This is a genomic window from Streptomyces sp. H27-C3 (assembly GCF_030063415.1).
GTDB lineage: Bacteria > Actinomycetota > Actinomycetes > Streptomycetales > Streptomycetaceae > Streptomyces.
On sequence record NZ_JASITA010000029.1, the window covers coordinates 11,711 to 32,495 of the forward strand.

Consider the following 20,785-nt stretch of genomic DNA (forward strand, 5'->3'; position numbering starts at 1 on the left):
GGTCGTACGCCTACCCTGAGACCCGTCTCCGGGCCGCTCCTCCTGGATTAATCGTTCGCCCGCCCGCAGCCCCGCGACTACAATCCTCGGTCTGCCGCCTCCCTTCGTGGAGCGCCACCGCCCGGACGGAAACCGGGCGGCAGCCATGCCGTGACCCACCGCCGACCGGACCACCGCGCCCCCGCGCCACTCGGGCCGCGGCCCGCAGGCCTGCGTACCACCGGAGGCAACACCGTGCCCGCGCACGAATCCGACCCCAGCTCTGCCCTCGACGCCCGCGAGCCACTGGACGCCGTCGACCCCCTCGCTCGCGAGCGCGCCCACCTCACGTCATCGCGGAGCGCGCTGCGGGCCATGCGCGAGGACGTCAAGTCCCTCGACATCCGTGACGTCACCGCGAACTGGGTGAACGCCGCCGTTCTCGGCGCGCAGATCGAGGAGCGCATCAGGGCCCTCGCCGACCTCTCGCACACCCCACTGTTCTTCGGCCGCCTCGACTATCTGCACGTGGTCGGCTCGGACCAAGCCGAGGGCGCGGAGGGCGAGCGCTTCTACATCGGCCGTCGGCATGTGCACGACGCCGACGGCGACCCGATGGTCATCGACTGGCGCGCGCCCGTCTCGCAGCCCTTCTACCGGGCTTCGAAGAAGGACCCGCTCGACGTCGGGCTGCGCCGCCGCTTCGGTTACACCGGCGGTGAGCTCACGGCGTACGAGGACGAGCATCTGTCCGATCCCACCGAGGCCACGCGCACCAGCAAGCTGCTCCAGGCGGAGATCGAGCGGCCGCGCGTCGGCCCGATGCGGGACATCGTCGCGACGATCCAGCCCGAGCAGGACGAGATCGTACGGTCCGGGCTCGGCGGCACGGTCTGTGTGCAGGGCGGCCCCGGCACCGGGAAGACGGCGGTGGGCCTGCACCGTGTCGCGTACCTCCTCTACGCGCACCGCGAGCGGCTCGCCCGGACCGGCACGCTCGTCATCGGGCCGAACAAGTCGTTCCTGCACTACATCGAGCAGGTGCTGCCCGCGCTCGGTGAGCTGGAGGTGAAACAGGCGACCGTCGACGACCTCGTGGCACGCGTCGCGCAGGTGGAGGTGCGGGGCACCGACGAGGCCGACGCGGCGATCATCAAGGGCGACGCGCGGATGGCGGAGGTGCTGCGGCGGGCGGTCCGTTCGCACGTCACGATGCCCACCGAGCCGGTCATGGTGGTGCGCGGGTCGCGGCGCTGGCGGATCCCGGCGCACGAACTCGAAGAGACCGTACGGGAGTTGCTGGACCGGGACATCCGGTACGGAGCGGCGCACGACGCACTGCCGCAGCGCATCGCGCACGCGGTGCTGGTGCGCATGGAAGAGTCGGGCGAGGCGCCGGACGACCGGGTGCAGGACGCGGTGGCCCGCGACCCGGCGGTGAAGGCGGCCGTCAAGGCGGTCTGGCCGGCGGTGGATCCGGCGAAGCTGGTCCTGCGTCTGCTGTCCGACACGGATTTCCTGGCGGAACAGGCGAAAGGCGTTCTCTCGCCCCAGGAGCAGGAGACGATCCGCTGGGCGAAGCCGGTGCGGAGTGTGAAGTCGGCTAAGTGGTCGGCGGCGGACACGGTGCTCATCGATGAGGCGTCGGACCTGGTCTCCCGTACGCCCTCGCTGGGCCATGTCGTGCTCGACGAGGCGCAGGACCTCTCGCCCATGCAGTACCGGGCGGTGGGGCGGCGCTGCACGACGGGCTCGGCGACGGTCCTCGGCGACCTGGCGCAGGGCACGACGCCGTGGGCCACGGCGAGCTGGCCCGAGGCGCTGCGGCACCTGGGCAAGGCGGATGCGGTGATCGAGGAGCTGACGGCCGGTTTCCGCGTACCGCGCGACGTCATCGCGTACGCGTCGCTGCTCCTCCCGGCGATCTCGCCGGGCCTGGCCCCGGTCTCGTCGGTACGGGAGAGCCCCGGCTCACTGGCGGTCGTCCCGGTCGACGACGCGGAGAAACTGCCCCTGGCGGTCGTGGCTGCCTGCGAGGACTCACTGCGCCACGAGGGCTCGATCGGCCTCATCGCGGCCGACTCCCGCATCCCGGGCCTGGCGGCGGCGCTGACGGCGGCGGGCCACGCGTACCTCTCCCCGGGAGAGGAGACAACGGCGGACGCCCGCCTGACCCTGGTCCCGGCGTCGCTGGCCAAGGGCCTGGAGTACGACTACGTGGTCCTGGACGAGCCGGCCGCGGTGGTCGCGGCGGAGCCCGACGAACGAACGGGCCTGCGCCGGCTGTACGTGTCCCTGACCCGAGCGGTATCGGGCCTGACAATCCTGCACACGCGGCCACTGCCGGGGGCGCTGGGCTCGTAGCCCCGGGGCGGGATTGGTACGCCGGGTACGCCGGACGGCACCCTGCCCGAGTGCTACCGGAACGCGCCCCTCTCCTCTCCAGGTCTCCGTACCGGACGACCCGGAGCGCCTGGCCTGTCCCCGCACCCGCGACCCGGCACACCCGCACCCAGGTCCCGCCGCACGCACCCACGACCCGGCACTCCCGCCCGCGAGCCCCGCCACTCCCGCACCCCCCGCCGGAGGCGCCCCGCGTTACGCGTCGAGCCGCTCCCGCCACTCCCGGACCGCCGCCGCGCCCACCGGCTCCGACCAGCCGCCCGGCCGGGCCGCGCCGCCGATGTGGAACGCCGTGATTCCCGCCGCCCGTAGCTCCGGCACATGTTCGAGCCGCAGCCCGCCGCCGACCAGGATCCGCGGCGCGTAACCAGGCGCGCCCCGCGACGACGCCGCCGCCTCGGCGCGCAGCGTCGGCAGTCCCGCGTCGACGCCATCCGCCGAGCCCGCGGTCAGGTAGGTGTCGAGGCCGGGCAGCTCCGCGAGCTGTTTGCGGGCCGCGTCGCGGTCGGCTGCGCGGTCGATCGCCCGGTGGAACGTCCACGGGCATCCTTCGATCTCCGCGACGACCCGCTCGACGGCGACCAGGTCGGGGCTGCCGTCCGGGTCCAGGAACCCGAGGACGAACTCGTCCGCCCCCTCTGCCCGCATACCGCGCGCGGCCTCCACCAGCGCGTCCACGTCCCCCGCGGCGAACCCGTCGGCGAGCCGCAGCATCACCCGTAGCCGGATGTCCACGGCCGCCCGGATCCGCCCGAAGGTCTCGCGGGACGGGGTCAGGCCGTCCGCCGCCATGTCGGTGATCAGCTCCAGGCGGTCAGCCCCTCCGGACTGGGCCGCGACCGCGTCCCGCGCGTCGAGAGCGATCACTTCCAGGACTGCACGGTTGATCATGTGACCCCATCCTTGACTCTCCAAGAAGACCTCTACAGGTCTAGTCCAATAGCCAGCGTACGGGGCGCACCCCCACCTGCGCATCAGAGCACAGACGGCGCGTCGGGTCAGTGGGCGTGGTCGCCACTCTCACCCTTCTCCGCCTTGTCCGTCTCATTCGCCTTGCCCGGCTCGGCCGCGCCACCCGCATTCACCGTGAAGGCCGCAGTCCGCACCTTGCCCTCGTGCTGGAAGTCGAGGAAGAGCCGGTACGCACCGGAGCTCGGCGCCGTCGCCGTGAAGGACACCTCGGGGCCCGCCTTGGTGACACCGTCGCCCGGCTCGCCGTTCGGGTGGACGTGCAGGTACGCGAGGTCACCGGAGCGCAGGGCGACCAGGTGCCCGTACGCACCCAGGTAGGGCTGGAGGTCGGTGACGGCCTTGCCGTCCTTGGCCACGGACAGCTTGAGCTCCCGTGCCGCACCGGGGCGCAGCCCGCCCGCGAGGGTGACCTCGTAACCGTCCACCTCGGCGGTGGCCTTCACCGGAGGCAGCCCGGCGGGCTCGGAGTCGCCTCCCACGGCCAGGTCGGCACCGAGCGTCACCCCCTCGGCGCCCTGCTTCGCGGGCTTGAAGTCGGCGAAGACCCGGTAGCCGCCGGCGGCAGGCAGTTCGGCGGGCGTGCTCCAGGTGCCGTCTGCGGCGCGCGTCGGGTGCAGGTGGCGGTAGACGGTGAGGTCGCGCGAGGCGACGATGAAGTGCAGCTCCTTGCCGTGCTCGCGCTGGTACGCCGTGACGTTGCGGCCGCTCTTGTCCTTGATGGAGAAGCGCAGTTCGGTACGGTCACCGGCCTCAATGCGCGGGGTTTCGAGGGCCAGCGCGTAACCGCCCTCGGCGACCTGGAGGCCGCCCGGGGTCTCGGGGGCGGCCGCGTCCGCCTTCTCCGCAGCCCCCTCCCCCGGCTTCGACCCCTCGTGCTCGCCGTGCTCCGCCGCAGGCCGCTCCTTCGCGACCACGGGGCCGATCCCTTGGCCCACTCCGTACGCGGTGCCGAACGTGGCGGCGAGCGCGGTGGCGAAGGCGGCGATCTTCACTCCGGTGTTCATGACGGTCTCCTCGGGTGGGCGATGAGCCTCTGGGCGATGGGCCTCTCGTACACTCTGAAAGATACCCCCCCAGGGTATCGCGTCAAGTCCGTTCCGACACTTGCGCCGGATAGGGAGGGGGGGTATATATGGACCCATCGAGAATACCCCCTAGGGGTATTAATCGACTGCAACCCGAGGAGCAGACGTGACCACCACGACGACCGGCGCAGGAGCCGAGGTCGAACTCGCCATCGGCGGCATGACCTGCGCCTCCTGCGCCGCCCGGATCGAGAAGAAGCTCAACCGCATCGACGGCGTCGAGGCCACCGTCAACTACTCCACCGAGAAGGCCAAGGTCAGCTACCGGGGCGAGGACATCTCCGTGGCGGACCTGATCGCCACCGTCGAGGCCACCGGCTACAGCGCGAAGGAGCCCGCCCCGCCCCGCACTGCGGGCAGCGCCTCACCGGAGGCGGAGGGCGACGCGGAGGCCGCGGACGCCGCCGCGCTGCGGCCGCTGCGCCAGCGGCTGATCACCGCCACCGTCCTCGCCGTCCCCGTCATCGCGATGGCGATGGTCCCGGCCCTCCAGATCGAGTACTGGCAGTGGCTGTCCCTGACCCTGACCGCCCCGGTCGTCACGTACGCCGCCTGGCCCTTCCACCGCGCCGCCTGGACCAACGCCAAGCACGGCGCGGCGACGATGGACACCCTGATCTCGGTCGGCACGTCGGCGGCGTTCCTGTGGTCGCTGTGGGCGCTGTTCTTCGGCACGGCCGGCACGCCCGGCATGACACACCCCTTCGAGCTGACCATCGGACGCTCCGACGGCGCCGGGAACATCTACCTGGAGGCGGCGGCGGGCGTCACCGCGTTCATCCTCGCCGGGCGCTACTTCGAGGCCCGCTCCAAGAGGAAGGCGGGCGCGGCGCTCAAGGCCCTGCTGGAACTCGGCGCCAAGAGCGTCACTGTCCTGCGCGGCGGCCGTGAGGAGACCATCCCCACCGCGGACCTGGCCGTCGGCGACCACTTCGTCGTACGCCCCGGCGAGAAGATCGCCACGGACGGCTCGGTCGTCGAAGGCACCTCCGCCGTCGACGCCGCCATGCTCACCGGCGAGTCCGTCCCGGTCGAGGTCGGGCCCGGCGACTCCGTCACCGGCGCCACCCTGAACGCCGGCGGCCGACTGGTCGTCGAGGCCACCCGGGTCGGCGCGGACACCCAGCTCGCCAGGATGGCCAAGCTCGTCGAGGACGCGCAGAACGGCAAGGCCGCGGCCCAGCGCCTCGCCGACAAGATCTCCGCCGTCTTCGTCCCCGTGGTCATCGCGCTCGCACTCGGCACGCTCGGCTTCTGGCTCGGCAACGGCTCGGGCCTGACCGCCGCCTTCACCGCGGCCGTGGCCGTCCTGATCATCGCCTGCCCCTGCGCGCTGGGCCTGGCCACTCCGACCGCGCTCATGGTCGGCACCGGCCGCGGCGCCCAGCTCGGCATCCTCATCAAGGGCCCGGAGGTCCTGGAGACCACCCGCAAGGTCGACACGATCGTCCTCGACAAGACCGGCACCGTCACCACCGGCAAGATGACACTGCTCGCCGTGCACACCACCGACACCACCGACAAGACCGAAGTGCTGCGCCTGGCTGGGGCGTTGGAGCACGCGTCCGAGCACCCGATCGCCCAGGCCGTCGCGGCGGGCGCCGCCGAGAAGCTCGGCACCCTGCCCACCCCCGAGGACTTCGCGAACATCCCGGGCCTGGGCGTGCAGGGCATCGTGGAGGGCCACGCCGTCCTGGTCGGCCGGGACCGGCTGCTCACCGAGTGGGCGATGAGCCTGCCCGTGGAGCTGGAACGGGCCAAGGCGGCGGCGGAGGCCCAGGGACGTACCGCGATCGCGGTGGCCTGGGACGGTGAGGCCAGGGCGGTCCTGGAGGTCGCGGACGCGGTCAAGGAGACCAGCGCCGAGGCGATCCGCAGGCTGCGCGCGCTGGGCCTGACCCCGATCCTGCTGACCGGCGACAACAAGGCCGTCGCCGAGTCGGTGGCCAAGGAGGTCGGCATCGACCAGGTCTTCGCGGAGGTCATGCCGGAGGACAAGGTCGACGTGGTCAAGAAGCTCCAGGCCGAGGGCCGCAGCGTCGCCATGGTGGGCGACGGCGTCAACGACGCCGCCGCGCTCGCCCAGGCCGACCTGGGCCTGGCCATGGGCACCGGCACGGACGCCGCGATCGAGGCGGGCGACCTCACGCTCGTACGGGGCGACCTGCTCGCTGCCGCGGACGCCATCCGGCTGTCCCGCAAGACCCTCGGCACGATCAAGTCGAACCTCTTCTGGGCCTTCGCCTACAACGTGGGCGCCCTGCCGCTCGCGGCGGCCGGCCTGCTCAACCCGATGATCGCCGGAGCGGCCATGGCGTTCTCCTCGGTCTTCGTCGTCGGCAACTCCCTGCGGCTGCGCGGCTTCAAGGCCGCGAAGAGCTGAACCGACCGGCAGAGCAGACGGAGGAGACGGAGACCCACAGTGGCCGGCTACGAACCGAAGAAGGACGACATCGTCAGACGCCTGCGCCGCATCGAGGGCCAAGTGCGGGGGCTACAGCGGATGGTCGAGCAGGACACGTACTGCATCGACGTACTCACCCAGGTGTCCGCGACCAATGCCGCACTCCAGTCCTGCGCCGTGGTCCTGCTCGACGAGCACCTCAACTGCTGCGTGTCGGAGGCCATCGTGCAGGGCGGGGACCAGGCGAGGACCAAGGTCGGCGAGGCCTCCAAGGCCATCGCCCGGCTGCTGCGGGCATAGCCCGCACGACAGCGGACGCGGACGGGCAGGATCAGCCGCCCTTGTACGAAGGACAGTCACCGGACAGCCGGACGCTCAGGCGCAGACACAGCCCGAGCACCTGGCGGAGCAGCACCACCTCGGCCGCTCCCACTCCGCAGACCTTCGCGCAGGGGCGGCCCTGTCCGTACCCGGCTCCGTGGGCGGCGATTTCCTTCGTGAAAGAGAACATCACACCAAGATACCCTCCGGGGGTACCTGTCACTCGGGCCTGACCGGCCGTACGATGTGGCCGTTCCGAACCGGCAAGGCCCGACGAGGGGGAGACCGTGCGACGGCTGGGCGAACTCGAAGCCGAAATAATGGACCGGCTGTGGCGATGGCGGCGGCCCGCCACGGTCCGCGAGGTCGTCGACGACATCAATCTCAGCAGGCCCGTCGCCTACACCACGGTGATGACGGTCGCGGACATCCTGCACCGCAAGGGCTGGCTGAACCGCGAGAAGGTCTCCAGGGCCTGGGTGTACGAACCGGTGCGCAGCCGCGAGGAGTACACCGCGGGCATGATGCAGGACGCCCTGGGCAACAGCCAGGACCGGCAGGCCGCCCTGCTGCGCTTCGTCGAGCACATGTCCCACGAGGACGTGGCCGCACTCGACGCGGCACTGCGCTCCGTGGCCCGTCCGGGCACCGGCGGCCCCTCATGAACCACCACGTCCTCCCGCCGCTCGGCGTCGTCCTGCTCGCCGGGATCCTGCTGCCCCACCTGCTGGGGCGCGCCCGCTGGACGCATCAGGCGCCGCGGCTCGCGGTCGGGGTGTGGGGCGCGCTCGCCGTGACGTTCACCGGCGGGGTGGCCCTGCTGGTGGCCCAGCTGATCCTGCCCAAGGAGTCCAGCCACCAGCTGCTCGGCCTGGTGGAGTCGGCCGTCCCCTGGAACGGGGTCGCCTTCCATCTCCCCACCCGTGCGGGCCTGTTGAACCTCAGTACGGTGGAGACCGCCGCCGCGCTGGCCGCCGCGGCCGTCCCGCTGCTGCCCGTCTCCGCGCTCGCCCGGGAGTTGATGCGCTCACGCAGGTCGCGCTCGCGCCACGCCGAGCTGCTGCGGCTGGTCGGCAGCCCGGAACCCCGGCTGCGGGCCACGGTCCTGGCGCACGAGACGCCCGTCGTCTACTGCCTGCCGGGCCGCTGCTCGCAGGTCGTGGTCAGCTCGGGCGCCCTGCACACCCTGACCGACGCGCAGTTGGCGGCGGCGCTGGCACACGAGCGCGCGCACATCGCGGGCCGGCACCACCTCTTGGTGGCCGCGGCCGAGGCGTTCTCCACCGTGTTCCGCGGGCTGCCGCTGGCCCGGCGGGTGGGCAGCGAGCTGCCCCTGCTCCTGGAGATGGCCGCCGACGACCGCGCGCTGCGCCGCTGTTCACGCGACGCACTGGCGACGGCGCTGTACGCGATGGCGGCCGGACAGGTGCCGCGCGCGGCGTTCGCGGCGGGCGGCCCCTCCGCGGTGGTCCGCATGCGGCGCATCCTGTTACCGAACCGCGCGGGCCATCCCGTGCTGCGCGGACTGCTCACCGTGTCCGGCGCGGTGGGCGCGATCGCCCCCCTGGTCATGGCCTGCTGCTCCATTCCCGGATAATCCCCACCACTCACCCCCACTACTGAATTACTAAGTAAATTCGTAGATTGCGGCAGATTGCATTCGGGGCCTCGGCGCCTCGAATTGACCGCTAGTGTTGGGGCGGTTGGAGCGATCCTGCCCGCCGGGAAGGTACGGAATCTATGCACTCCGTGGAGGTGCGGCCCGCGGTTTCGGCCGAGGCGTCCGCAATTTCCCGGCTGCTCGCCACCGCGATACGCGACAGCTATACCGGACTTCTCGGAAGTACGGACGTGGAGCGACTGGTGAGCCGCCATTGCCCGCTCACCCGCATCAATGCGGAAATCGGAATTCGCGGCGGTGCGCCCGGCTGGCTCGGCTGGCTGGTCGCCGTCGACGCGGACGGCACGGTGGTCGGCACGGCGGCGGGCGGCGTACCCCTGGCAGGGCACGGCGAGTTGTACGCACTGTGCACGCTGCCGTCCCGTCGCCACGAGGGCATCGGCTCCACGCTGCTGGCCGCGGCGACCGACCGGATGCGTGCCCACGAGGCCGAGCGGCAGTCGATCTCACTGCCCACCACGAAGGACCCCGCGCTGCCGTTCTACGAGCGGCACGGCTTCACCGGCGACGGGACCAGGCTGGCCCGCACGCTGCGACCGCCCCGCACACCCTGATCCGCACCCCCTGATCCGCGCGCCCTGATCCGCGCGCCCTGATCCGCGCGCCCTCCCCCGCCGCCCCGATCCGTACGCCCCGATCCGCGCGCCCTCCTACGACGCGCTCCGCCTCGACGCCGTCCGTGCGCCGCCCCGCTGCCCGCCCTCCCCTGGCAGATCCACGCCAACGCGTGGACACGCAGCGCCCGGAGCTGGCCCGGCGGCCGTCCGGCAGGACACGCTTTGTCCAGCAGCGCGGCCCCGGCGGCACGGGTGCCCGCCCGGACGGCAGGGAAGACCGAGCCACCTGGAGGAGCGATGCACACACAGGCCAGCATGTCCGCGCCAACCGTGCCCGCCGGGCTCACGTCCACCCTGCCGTCCCGGGGCCTCCCCGTCCCGGGCACCGCGCCCCACCTGCCCGGACTGGAGTCCGTGGCCCCGCACGACGCCGGCTCCGGCTGGCTGCACGACTGCCTCCTCGGCCCGCACAGCGCCGACATCGTCCCGTATCTGAGCCTGGCCAGGGCCACCGGCGGCCCGGTGCTCGACCTGGGGTCCGGCTCCGGGCGGCTCTCGGTGCCCTTCGCCCGGCACGGCTTCGCGGTGGAGGCCGTGGACCGCGACCAGCCGTCGCTGACCGCGCTGCGCGCCTGGGCAGGGCGCATCGGGCCCCGGGTGCACGGGTTGATCCGGACGACCCGCGCCGACCTGCTGCGGCTGCGACTGCGGGACGAGTATCAACTCGCGCTGCTGGCCGGGGCCATGGTCGCGGCCGTACCGCCGCACAGCCGCCCCGCGATGCTGCGGGAGATCGCCGCGCATCTGGGCGCGGGCGGCGCGCTGGCCCTCGACTACACCGCGCACGATCCCGCCGCCCTGGCCGAACACCCGCAGCGCAGCTGGGCGTTCCAGGTGCCCCGGTTCGACGGGGTGGAGGAGTGGGTGATCGCCCAGCAGAGCTTCGACCTGTGCGCCATGAGCGAGCGCATCACGTACCACTCGTCGAGGACCGGCAAGTCCTCGACGCACCGGGTGGTGCTGCACACCGACAAGTGGATCGTCGACCCGGCTGTGCTGGCCTCGGAGTTGGGCGCGGCGGGCCTGCACATCAGCGACCGCCACCAGCAGCGGATCGACGAGCGGACCCAGAGCGTGCTGCTGATCTGCCGCGCGTGAGGCGGGTGCGGCGTGCGAGAGTCGTCGGCGGGCCGCGCACACACCGTACGTGATGCGCGTCACACGCGGATCAAGCCAGGCGAAGGCCGGACGAAGCTGTGGCAGGGTCAGGCGGGGGTGCGACTGTTGATGAGGGGGGTTGCTGCGCTGTGGGCAGAAACGATGCCAGGACACGTTCACGCGCGGACGATCCCACCCTCTTCCTCTATCAAGAACTGCGCCTCCGTGGCGCCTCCAGCTTCGACGAGGTGGCCGGTGAACTGGATCTGGCCCCGGCCGAGCGTGAGCGATGTCGTGACGAACTGACGTCGCTGGGGCTCATGGTCGCCACCGGTTCAAACCACGACAGCAGCCTGGCGCTCAAGAGCGGCGAACGCCCCGAGTCGGAATCCGACACGGTCACCGTCGTCGCCCCCGAAACCGCTCTGCTGCGGCTGCTGCGCCGCGAACAGCGCCGCCTGAAGGACCACTTGGCGGAGGCCGACCGCACCTACGGCGTGCTCGACACCCTGGCCGACCGCTTTCTGCACGGCGGCGCCCTGACCCAGTCCGAGGTCGAGGTCGAGGTGGTCACCGACTACCGCCGCATCCAACAGGTGCTGGCAGACATGTCGGACACCATGCGCCACGATTCGCTCTCCATGGTCCCGGGCTCGCTGCAGCGGGAGATTCCGGAGCGCGCCCTGGATCGCGACCGCAGCCAGGTGAACAAGGGCGTACGGGTGCGGTGCATCCACAATCAGCGGTTCACGGCAGTCCCTGAAATGGCCGAGTTCTTTCGCCTGAAGGCGGAGTCCGGCGTCGAGTTGCGCCTCTCCCCCGTGGTCCCGATGAACATGATTATCGCGGACCAGGACATCGCGCTGATCCCGCTGGATCCGGAGAATCCCTCGGTCGGTGCCATTGTCGCCCGCGGTCCCGCTCTCGTGCGTTCCTATATCGCGCTGTATGAATACTGCTGGCACACCGCCACCCCCTATGGGGATTCCGCGTCCACCGAGCAGGGCGGTGACGGCCTGACCGAACAACAGCAGGCCGCCCTGCGCATGCTCGCCACCGGGATGAAGGACGAGAAGATCGCCCGCAGTCTCGGCGTCTCCCTGCGCACCGTGAGCCGGCTGCTTTCCGAGGTCATGCAGGAGCTCGGCGCCTCCAGCCGCTTCGAGGCGGGCGTCAGGGCGACCCGGCTCGGCTGGCTGGACTGAGCCCGTTCCGCCCGGCCCGTCGGCCCTCTCCTTCGCCCCGGCCGAAGCCTTCCGCCGAGTCCCTTCTGCTGCGCCAAGTCCCTTCTGGTCCGACAAGAGGTACGATGCCCGCAAAGTTTTGGGCTGACCAGATGGTGGCGGGAGTCATGGCACTCGACGAATTGCTGACCGACCGCGAAGCGGTGATCCAGCGACTCCGTGACGTAGGACTGCGCGTCACGGGCCCCCGCATGGAGGTGCTCCAGGTGCTCGCTGCAGGCGGACACCTGGATGTCGAGGCGATTACCGCCGCGGCCCGCGAAAGGCTGGGCACACTCACCAGCCAGGCCGTCTACGAAATGCTCCGGCATTTCCTGGAAACGGGCCTGGTCATGAAATTCGAGCGACCCGGATGGCCCGCCGTATTCGAAGTCATGGGCGAGCCGCATCAGCACGCCCTGTGTGTCGACTGCGGGCGGGTCGAGAATGTCGAGGCCAAGGCCCCGAGTCCGCCGAAGAAAGGCCTGACGGACTGGCGGATGACGAGTGCGGACATCGTGTTCAGGGGCCACTGCCCCGAGTGCCGCACCGCCTGACACCTACCGCGCCGAAGGGCCCCGGGCCCCACCCTGTCCGGGTGGGGGCCGGGGCCCTTCGGCGTGCCATTGCCCGTCTGATCAGGTCAGTTGAGCGGCGGGACCGGCTTCGGCGACGGGGCCGGCCAGACGTTGTCCTCGGCGGAGGACACCGTCGCGGAGGCTACCGATGAGCTGTCCGCCGCGAAGGCCGCGGGAGCCGCGACGGCCGCACAGAGGGTCGCCGCGACCGCCAGCTGACGAACGACGGTGCGTATGCCGGTGGTGGGTGTGAAAGCAGACATGATTCCTCCAGGAAGAGAATGAATATTCCGTCTTCCCCTGACCCGTGCCGCCGGGTGCTGCGGTGAAGACAGTTGAATACTCTCCCGCCCGGGTGACGGACACCAGCGTTACGCGAGGCGTGGACTTGCCATGACGTAAGTGCGTCATCGGCGCCCGGGAGAAACGGAATTACATTCCCGCCACTACATATTGGGGAACTCCGCTCTTTTGGTCAAACCAAAAGACGTGCTAGGCTGGCGCCTCGGCTCTCCTGCTCCTCCAGGACGGGGCGGCCGACGGGGCAGGGACGTGCCGCCGTGCCTGCCCCACCCTTCCTTCCCGCCCGAGGGGCCCGAGCCGCGCGCTCGTAGACGGCGAGCGTCTCGGCCGCCGCGGACTGCCAACTCAGGCCGCGCGCATGACGTACACCCGCCAGGCCCAGCTGCGCACCGGCAGCGGGCCGCTGGGCGAACCACAGCAGCCGACGCGCGTACGCCGCAGGGTCGTGGCCGTCGACCAGCAGGCCAGTGACCCCGTCCCGCACCGCCGTCGGCAGACCGCCGACCGCGGCCGCGAGCACGGGTGTGCCGCAGGCCTGCGCCTCCAGGGCGACCAGGCCGAACGACTCACTGCGGGAGGGCACCACCAGCACATCGGCCGCCCGGTACCAGTCCGCCAACTCCGTCTGAGGTTTGGCGGGTTCGAAGCGTACGGCGTCCAGCACGCCCAGCTCGGAGCAGAGCGCCGGCAGGCTCCCCGGCCGGTCGGCCCCGGGCCCGCTGAGACCACCGACCACCGGCACCACCAGCCGGCGGCGCAGCCCGGGTGCCATCCGCAGCAGCTCGGCGACCGCCCGCACCAGCACGTCGGGGGCCTTCAGCGGCTGGATCCGGCCGACGAAGAGCGGCACGAAGGCGTCCCGGGGAAGGCCCAGGCGGGCCCGCGCCGCCTGCCTGCCGTCGGCGGGGCAGAAGGTCAGGGTGTCCACGCCGGGACGCACCACGTCGGTACGGACCGGGGTCGCGCCGTACAGGCCACGGAGCGCGTTCGCCTCGTCGGCGGTGTTGGCGATCAACCGGTCGGCTCCGCACACCACTTGTTCCTCACCGCGTATCCGCAGCTCCGGCTCGGGGACGTCCCCGGCGGCGAGCGCCGCGTTCTTCACCCGCGCGAGGGTGTGCATGGTGTGGACGAGCGGGATCCGCCAGTGCGCGGCGGCCAGCAGGCCGACCTGCCCGGACAGCCAGTAGTGCGAGTGCAGCAGGTCGTACGGGCGACCCGCGCGGCCGGACTCGGCGCGCAGCAGGGCGAGGGCGAACTCCACCAGCCGGCCCGGCATTTCCTCCTTGGGCAACGCCCGGCGCGGGCCCGCCCGCAGGTGCCGTACCCGGACTCCGGGGGCGAGCGGTACCTGGGGCGGGTGTCCCTCGCCCCGGCAGCGGGTGAACAGGTCGACCTCGGCGCCCAGTTCGGCCAGGGCGCGGGAGAGTTGGACCAGGTAGACGTTCATGCCGCCCGCATCGCCCGTACCGGGCTGATGGAGCGGCGAGGTGTGGACGCTGAGCAGGGCGACGCGCAGAGGCGAAGGCACGTGGGCTCTCCCGGGTGGGTGGGCCACGTGCCCCGCCGCGCGGGTATCCACTGCCGCGGGTACCGACGCCCGACCACGCGGCGGGTTCGTACGGATGGGTGGTGCGGGTCGGACGGGTGGTGCGGGTCGGACGGGTGGTGCGGGTCGGTCGGGTGGTGCGGGTCGGACGGGTGGTGCGGGTCGGTGGGGTGGTGCGGGTCGATGGACAGTGCGGTTCGGGCGAGGGAGCGGGTGGGTCAGAAGCCGAAGACCGGGCCGGTGGGGGGCGCCAGCCGGGTGCCGGGTGCGGGCGCCGCGAGCGCGTCCAGGTCGACTGCCCGGCCTCGCGCGACGCCCAGCACGTCCGCCAGCCGGTCCGCGCCCTCGGGCATCACCGGACCGGCCCAGGCAGCCAGGGCGCAAGCCACGGTTAACTGCGCGACCAGCGGCGGCAGATGGCGCCCGCCGCCGCCCGGGCGGCGGCCCTCGTGGCTGTTGACGTGTCCGAAGTCGGCCGCTGAGCGCACGACTTCGTCGAGTACCGCCACGGCCCGGCGCGGGTCGAAGGACTCGGGCCCGTACGCCTCGCGCAGTTCCTGCACGGCCCGCGCCAGCCTGCGCCGCTGCACCTCCCAACCGGCGCCCCCGGGCAGGGCCGCCGGGACCAGACCGGCGCACTCCTCGCGCACGGCGGCGAACAGCCCCGACAGCCAGCTGTTCCAGGTGTCGTCCAGGACATGGCGGGCGACGGCGAGCCGGTCGCGGTCGAAGTCGGTGCTGCGGCCCTGCGGGCGCGCCCCGATGACGTGCCGGCGCACCGTGTCGGAGCCGTACTCGGTGAGCAGGTCCAGCGCCCACACGGCGTGCCGCTTGCCGTTGGTGACGCTCTCACCGCCGATCCGGTAGGACTCGTTGACGCAGAAGTCCTGCGGCAGCTTCACGCCCCGCGCGAGGAGGATCGCGGGCAGCAGCACCGCGTGACAGAAGGCGTGTCCGAAGCCGCAGAAGTGCATGGTCTGCTCGGGCAGCGGCTTCTTGTCGAAGCCGTACCCGAAAAGGTGCATGGCGGCGGCCTCGAAGCAGGCGTCGATGCGATGGCCGGGGAATCCGTTGCCGGACACGTCGGGCACCGGGACGCCCCAGTCGCCCGGGTGGCCCACCGCCACGTCGGGCAGCCCGTCCTCGACGAGGCTCTCGCACAACGCGGCCAGTCTCGGCGGCAGTTCGGCCGCCGCCCAGTGGTCGGCCAGCCGCTCCCTGAAGGGCTCAAGAGGCAGGTAGAGCCGCCGGCAGCGGCGCAGCCGCGGCACGGTCCCGCACAGCGCGCAGGTGGGCGTGATGAGGTCGCCGCAGTCGTTGGGCCGAGCGCACTCGCGGCACATCCCGCCGTCGCTGACGGCGCCGCAGTGCGGGCAGCGGCCGGTGACATGCGCGCCGTGCAGCCAGCGGTCGCAGGGCTCGCAGTGGGGCAGCAGACGGGTCCGGGCGGCGATGACCCCTTCGGCGTACAGGCGGCCGAAGAGGTCCTGCATCCAGCGGCTGTACCCGCGGTCGCGCCGGGGCCTCACGATGTGGTCGAACTCCACGCCGGAGCGCAGCCAGTCGGCGGCGATCGCCGCGTAGTAGCCCTCGGCGACCTCTTCGGGCTTGCGCCCGGCGCGCAGGGCCCGGAGTTCGACCGAGGTGGCGTGGTCGGCGGTGCCCGCGGTGAACAGGACGGGCTGCCCGTCGGCGCGCAGAAAACGGCTGAGCACGTCGGCGGCGACGTAGGGGCCTGCCAGATGACCGACGTGGAGCTCACCGTGGGTGGCGGGCGGGGTCGCAGTGATCCAGAGAGGTGTACTCATGGACGGACCTCCTTGACGCTGTTGTGCGGGGCTCAATCAGCGGGGCTCGAAGTGGAAGGAGCGGATGTAGCAGTCACGCGGCTGTTCGACGGCGTAGGCGATGCATTCGAAGAGCGCCTGGGTCGTGAGTTTCTCGTCGGGGCACGGTATTTCTCCGGTCTCCCTGCCTATGCCCTCCCATTCCGCGGAGCGCGGATCGGACGTGGCGAAGTCCGGCGGGAAGAGCGAGAAGACACGGACGCCGGAGGGGCGCAGCCGGCGGGAGAGAATGTCGGCGAATCCGGCCTGGGCGCTCTTGGCCGCGTAGAAGGCCTCGTGCACGGCGGGCGCGCCACCGCCGCCCATTCCCTGGACCGCGACCATATTGACGATGTCGGGCCGCGAGGAGAGCCGCAGCAGAGGCAGGAAATGCTTGACCATCAGCACGGTCCCGCCGGCCGTCGACTCGATCGTCTCGACGATCTGGGCGTCCGACGCCTCCTCCAGCTCCATCCCGTCCAGCCAGCGCGCACCATTGTTGACCAGTAGGTCCACATGGTCGGTGTGCTCGCCGACCTGCCGGGCGAAGGCCCGTATCTCGGCCGGGTCGCTCAGGTCGCAGCCGAAGGCGTGGATACGGTCCCGGGCGGCCCCCAGCACTTCGGTGCGGGTCCGTTCCGCCGCTTCCACGGTGCGGGCCGAGACATATACCTCGGCCCCTAGGTGGGCGAATCCGATGGCGAGTGCCCGGCCGAAATCACGGGACGCCCCGGTCATCACGACCCGTAGGTTCTCGAATTTCATCCTCTTCTACTCCCCGGTCAGGATCCGAATGCGAGTGAATTCCAGCCGCGCCCAAGGGAATTACCGGCGGAAGGCTCCCCACCAGAGTGGCAGAGGAAGAACGGCGGAGCCCCGGAATCGAGGTGCGCATTCACGCCGTGACGTGGATACGCCACGGCAGCGCGACGGCCCGTTCGACGACGTGGGCGCGCTTGCCGTACACACTGACGCGGCGCAGCGCGGCGCCGTCGGCGGTGGGCGTGGCTGCGGCGACGACGGCGCCGCCGGGCGTTTCGATGTGCAGCGCTCCGGTCGCACAACCAGCTGTCCGCGCGAGCCTGTTGGGTACGGTCCCGGGCACGGTGGTCGCCGCCGCGAGACATACGGCGCCGGTGAGGGCCAGTGCGGGGTGCCAGCCGGGGACGGTCGGCGCGCGCACCGCCAGCCGTCCGTCCCGGTACGCCCCGACGGCCGCGATCTTCGGCAGGGCGCCGCGCGGCGGATGCCCGAGCAGCCGGGCGGCGGCGGCGCGCAGCCGCAGCAGCCGCACGAAGTCCTCGGTCCCGGCGTCGAACAGCTCGTCGCGGCTCCGCAGTCCCAACTCCGTCGCGTCGACGAAGACATAGGGGTTGCCCAGGCTCACCACTGACACCGACGCCGGGTCCGCGCCGATCCGCTGGACCGGGGTGCCGGTCGGCAGCAGGCCGGCGAGCGGCAGCGCGGGCGACCGGTCGAAGTGCACGGTGTACGAGCCGTCCGCGGCGGGTTCGCACACGACGGTGTCCCCGCCGTTGCCCGTGTTCGCCACCCGCACCCGGGTCGCCCCGGCGCCGCGCCGCGCGCCGACGACGCAGGCGAGCATCGAGTGCCCGCAGCCGCTGCGGAAGTCGAAGCCGCCGTCGGGCAGGCACTGCACGAAGCGGTAGTCGAGGTCGTGGGCGGGGTCGGCGGAAGTCCCGTACAGGGCGATCTTCCGGATCGCGCCGCGTCCGCTGCTCTCCAGCCACTGGCGCACGGCGGTCAGCTCGGCGCGCAGGGCGAGTGCCCCGGCCGGGACGTGGTCGCGGTTGATGACGAGGGTCGGTCCAGGCGCACCCTCGGCCCGTACGACGTCGGCCCGCACGAGACCCGCCCGTGCGACACCGGCCCGCACAGGGCCCTGCCGTCCCACACGGGCCCGCACCGCACCGGCCCGCACCGCGTCCGCCCGCGCCGCATCGGCGATCACGCGGCGACGCGCACCGGCACGGATCCGGCGGCCGGCTGTCCTCTCCACAGCTCATGGACCAGCAGCGCCCACACGGCGAGCGCAGTCGTGTCCGTGGGCCGGGCGGCCTGTCGCGCCAGCAGCGCCTGGACGCGGTCCGCCCGCAACCGGCCGTCGTGGTGGACGCGGCCCGGGGACAGGGTGTCGCGGGCCAGCTCCATCAGCGGGCTGCCCGCAGTGAGCATCGCGCCGAGCGGCAGGGTGAACGGCTGCTTGGGACGGCGCAGTACCGCTTCGGGTACCAGGCCGCGGCCCGCCGCGTACAGCGCGCGCTTGCCGGTCCTCGCCGCAGCCGGCAGCCGCCCGGCGAGTGCGGCCATCGCGGGCTGGCAGAACGGCATCCGGGCCTCGACCGCCCACGCCATGCTCAGGTGGTCGACGCGCCGCAGGTGGTACGCGGGCAACCGGTGGCGGGTCTCGAAGCCGGTGACCGTGGCGATCCGGGCGGTCGGCGCGGCCCGGAGGTCCGCCGCGATCCGCTCGCTGTCGGAGCCGCGGTCGGCGATGAGCGCCCGGTACGCCGGGGTGTAGAGCCACTCCCGCAGCGGGCGCGGCACGGCGGCGAGTGCCTCGACGTACGGGCTCACCCAGTCCGCGCCGGGCGGTGCGGCCAGCGCGGCGCGCACCCGGTCGTATCCGCCGAACAGCTCGTCCGCGCCGTCCCCCGTCAGCGCCACCGTGAAGCCGGCCTCGCGGACGGCGCGGAAGAGGGCGTACGTGGAGAGGGTGATCGGGTCGGCGTTGGGCTGGCCGAGGTGCTGGACGGCGCGCGGCAGCAGCTCCGCGAACTCGGCCGGATCCAGCTCGACCTGGTGATGGACGGTGCCGGCCCGCCGGGCCACGGCGCGGGCGTACCCGTGCTCGGCTCCCGGCCAGCGCCCCCGGTAGGTGAGGTGGAAGCTGTGCGGCGGGGGCGCGCCGACGGCCCGTGCGTGCTCGGCGGCCAGCGCGGTGACCAGCCCGGAGTCCAGGCCTCCGCTGGTGATGGCGCACAGCGGCACGTCGGCGCGGGCGAGCCGCCGCACTTCGCGCCGCAGGACGGTGCGGGCGTCACCGCGCGGGGCGGGCGCCCTGGGCGTACGCCGGTGGACCCTCAGCCCGTACGCCCCGGTGGCCACCGCCGTGGCACCGGGCGGCAGCGTCCGCACGCCGCGCAGGGCGGTGGCCTCGCCGAGCGGGGTCCTGGTCGCCAGGACGCTGTCGAGGGCCTCTTCGCGCGGGTCGGCGGGCACGTCACGGAAGGCGAGCAGCGCGGGCAGCTCGGAGGCGAACCGCACTCCGCCGCCGCTTCCACTTCCGCCGCTTCCGCCGCTTCCGGAGTGGTAGTAGATGCCTTTCATCCCCATGTCGTCGACGGCCAGGACCAGTTGGGGCGGGCCTCCGGGGCGCACATCGACGACGGCGATGGCGAACATGCCGTCCAGCTGCGCGGCGAAGTCGGCGCCGTACTCGGCGTACAGCGCGGGCAGCACCTGGCCGTCGCAGGCGCCCGGTATGCGGTGCCCGCGCGCGGCCATGCGGCGGCGCAGCTCGTGGTGGTTGTAGATCTCGCCGTTGAGTACGACGAGGACTCCGGGCACCGAGGCGAGCCGGTAGGGCTGGCGGCCGTGCGCCGGGTCGGTGACGGCGAGCCGGTCGCACCCCAGCGACCAGCCGGGGCCGACCAGCGTGCCGTGCTCGTCGGGCCCGCCGTGCCGCTGTCGCGCCGAGACCTCCGCCAGTTCGGGGCGGGTCACCCGGGTGGCGAAGGAGCCGAAGATTCTACACATGCCGGAAGCCTCCGATTCCTACCATTACTGGACGTGCCCAATAATTTGAAGCTACCAATTATTTTGCTGGCGCGTAAGCGCCATGTCCAGATCACGCCACCGCCACCGTCTTGCCGACGGGCTCCCGAGCCCAACAGGCTGTCCCCATGACCGACTTCGCGACCGCACCGGCAACCGCCCCCGCGACCGGCCGAGCAGACCGCAGCGCGCCGGAAAGCCTGCTGGTGGTGGCCGCGCACCCGGACGACATCGAGTTCTGCGTCAGCGGCACGGTGATGAACTGGATCGCGCGCGGCACGTCCGTGACGTACTGCATCGTCACGGACGGTGGTGCGGGCGGATACGACGAGAAACTGCCCCGGCAGGCCATGGCGGATCTGCGCCGCGCGGAGCAGACGCACTCCGCGAAGCTCAGCGGGGTGCGGGACGTGCGCTTCCTCGGCCACCCCGACAGCTTCGTCGAGCCGAGCGTGGAGCTGCGGCGCGACCTGTGCCGGGTGATCCGGCAGGTACGACCGCAGCGGGCGATCATCCCCAGCCCGGAGATCAACTGGGGGCGCCTCGCAGACCTCCACCCGGACCACCGCGCGGTCGGCGACGCGGCGCTCCGGGCGGTCTACCCGGAGGCCCGCAACCCCTTCGCGCACCCCGAACTCCTCAAGCAGGAGGGCCTGGAGCCGTGGATCGTGCCGGAGCTGTGGCTGATGACGGGCCCGACGCCGAACCAGTACGTGGACGTCACGGCGGTCTTCGCCCGCAAGGTCGAAGCACTGCGCCTGCACACGTCCCAGACGGCCCACTTCGACGACCTGGCAGGCCTGTTGCGGAAGTGGCTGGCGGAGCACGGGAGGGCGGCGGGGTTGCCCGCCGGGCGGTTGGCGGAGGCGTTCCAGATCGTGGACGGCGGGTAGGGGCGGCGGGTCACGTGAGTGGTGGCCGCGCGGGTGGTGGCCGCGCGGGTGGTGG

Annotated in this window: 19 protein-coding genes; 10 read left to right on the top strand and 9 right to left on the bottom strand. The window is 72.3% G+C overall.

All coding sequences use genetic code 11. The features are described from left to right. The first annotated feature begins 234 nt into the window (after positions 1-234). Complete coding sequence (locus tag QMK30_RS25820; RefSeq protein ID WP_502963228.1) at positions 235-2,343, top strand: HelD family protein; 2,109 nt, start codon at positions 235-237, stop codon at positions 2,341-2,343. 234 nt (positions 2,344-2,577) lie between these two features. On the opposite strand, the gene QMK30_RS25825 is transcribed toward QMK30_RS25820, so the two are convergent. Beyond that, positions 2,578-3,273 (bottom strand): copper homeostasis protein CutC, encoded by a 696-nt coding sequence (locus QMK30_RS25825; protein ID WP_283520712.1) that lies wholly within the window; start codon positions 3,271-3,273, stop codon positions 2,578-2,580. Positions 3,274-3,380: 107 nt separating this feature from the next. Then, entirely contained in the window at positions 3,381-4,358 is a 978-nt protein-coding gene (locus QMK30_RS25830; protein WP_283520713.1) for a DUF8832 domain-containing protein, read from the bottom strand. Between the two features lie 187 nt (positions 4,359-4,545). Here QMK30_RS25830 and QMK30_RS25835 point away from each other — a divergent pair, with 187 nt between their 5' ends. Continuing rightward, complete coding sequence (locus QMK30_RS25835; RefSeq protein ID WP_283520714.1) at positions 4,546-6,822, top strand: heavy metal translocating P-type ATPase; 2,277 nt, start codon at positions 4,546-4,548, stop codon at positions 6,820-6,822. Positions 6,823-6,861: 39 nt separating this feature from the next. Next, the gene (locus QMK30_RS25840) at positions 6,862-7,143 is read left to right on the top strand and encodes a metal-sensitive transcriptional regulator (protein WP_283520715.1); all 282 of its coding nucleotides are present in this window, start codon (positions 6,862-6,864) and stop codon (positions 7,141-7,143) included. A gap of 31 nt (positions 7,144-7,174) precedes the next feature. On the opposite strand, the gene QMK30_RS25845 is transcribed toward QMK30_RS25840, so the two are convergent. Further along, positions 7,175-7,354, bottom strand: coding sequence for a hypothetical protein (locus tag QMK30_RS25845; RefSeq protein ID WP_283520716.1), 180 nt, complete (start codon positions 7,352-7,354; stop codon positions 7,175-7,177). Positions 7,355-7,451: 97 nt separating this feature from the next. Between QMK30_RS25845 and QMK30_RS25850 the strand changes: the two genes are divergently transcribed. The 6 genes from QMK30_RS25850 (at position 7,452) to QMK30_RS25875 (ending at position 12,340) form a co-directional block, all read left to right on the top strand. Further along, positions 7,452-7,829 carry a BlaI/MecI/CopY family transcriptional regulator gene (locus QMK30_RS25850; RefSeq protein WP_283520717.1) on the top strand — a complete coding sequence of 126 codons (378 nt, stop codon included), beginning with the start codon at positions 7,452-7,454 and terminating at the stop codon, positions 7,827-7,829. Next, complete coding sequence (locus QMK30_RS25855; RefSeq protein WP_283520718.1) at positions 7,826-8,761, top strand: M56 family metallopeptidase; 936 nt, start codon at positions 7,826-7,828, stop codon at positions 8,759-8,761. The genes QMK30_RS25850 and QMK30_RS25855 overlap by 4 nt, the downstream gene beginning before the upstream one ends. Positions 8,762-8,904: 143 nt before the next feature. After that, positions 8,905-9,399, top strand: a complete 495-nt coding sequence (locus QMK30_RS25860) for a GNAT family N-acetyltransferase (RefSeq protein WP_283520719.1) — start codon at positions 8,905-8,907, stop codon at positions 9,397-9,399. Positions 9,400-9,717: 318 nt separating this feature from the next. Beyond that, complete coding sequence (locus QMK30_RS25865) at positions 9,718-10,560, top strand: methyltransferase domain-containing protein (protein ID WP_283520720.1); 843 nt, start codon at positions 9,718-9,720, stop codon at positions 10,558-10,560. Between the two features lie 149 nt (positions 10,561-10,709). Beyond that, positions 10,710-11,765 (top strand): helix-turn-helix transcriptional regulator, encoded by a 1,056-nt coding sequence (locus QMK30_RS25870; protein ID WP_283520721.1) that lies wholly within the window; start codon positions 10,710-10,712, stop codon positions 11,763-11,765. A 104-nt stretch (positions 11,766-11,869) separates the two neighbouring features. Continuing rightward, a complete protein-coding gene (locus QMK30_RS25875; RefSeq protein WP_283520722.1) occupies positions 11,870-12,340 on the top strand; it encodes a Fur family transcriptional regulator in 471 nt (156 codons plus the stop codon). An 86-nt stretch (positions 12,341-12,426) separates the two neighbouring features. Here QMK30_RS25875 and QMK30_RS25880 read toward each other — a convergent pair whose 3' ends face one another. The 6 genes from QMK30_RS25880 to asnB form a co-directional block, all read right to left on the bottom strand. Then, complete coding sequence (locus tag QMK30_RS25880; RefSeq protein WP_283520723.1) at positions 12,427-12,624, bottom strand: hypothetical protein; 198 nt, start codon at positions 12,622-12,624, stop codon at positions 12,427-12,429. 212 nt (positions 12,625-12,836) lie between these two features. Next, positions 12,837-14,246: a D-inositol-3-phosphate glycosyltransferase gene (mshA, locus tag QMK30_RS25885; RefSeq protein WP_502963229.1), complete on the bottom strand. Its 1,410-nt coding sequence runs from the start codon at positions 14,244-14,246 to the stop codon at positions 12,837-12,839. A 185-nt stretch (positions 14,247-14,431) separates the two neighbouring features. Then, entirely contained in the window at positions 14,432-16,021 is a 1,590-nt protein-coding gene (locus QMK30_RS25890) for a class I tRNA ligase family protein (RefSeq protein ID WP_283520725.1), read from the bottom strand. Positions 16,022-16,057: 36 nt separating this feature from the next. Beyond that, entirely contained in the window at positions 16,058-16,804 is a 747-nt protein-coding gene (locus tag QMK30_RS25895; RefSeq protein ID WP_283520726.1) for an SDR family oxidoreductase, read from the bottom strand. A 130-nt stretch (positions 16,805-16,934) separates the two neighbouring features. Continuing rightward, positions 16,935-18,011 carry a PrpF domain-containing protein gene (locus QMK30_RS25900; RefSeq protein ID WP_283520727.1) on the bottom strand — a complete coding sequence of 359 codons (1,077 nt, stop codon included), beginning with the start codon at positions 18,009-18,011 and terminating at the stop codon, positions 16,935-16,937. Continuing rightward, the gene (gene asnB / locus QMK30_RS25905; RefSeq protein ID WP_283520728.1) at positions 18,008-19,819 is read right to left on the bottom strand and encodes an asparagine synthase (glutamine-hydrolyzing); all 1,812 of its coding nucleotides are present in this window, start codon (positions 19,817-19,819) and stop codon (positions 18,008-18,010) included. The genes QMK30_RS25900 and asnB overlap by 4 nt, the downstream gene beginning before the upstream one ends. Positions 19,820-19,965: 146 nt before the next feature. Here asnB and QMK30_RS25910 point away from each other — a divergent pair, with 146 nt between their 5' ends. After that, a complete protein-coding gene (locus QMK30_RS25910; protein WP_283520729.1) occupies positions 19,966-20,730 on the top strand; it encodes a PIG-L deacetylase family protein in 765 nt (254 codons plus the stop codon). Positions 20,731-20,785: the final 55 nt, after the last annotated feature.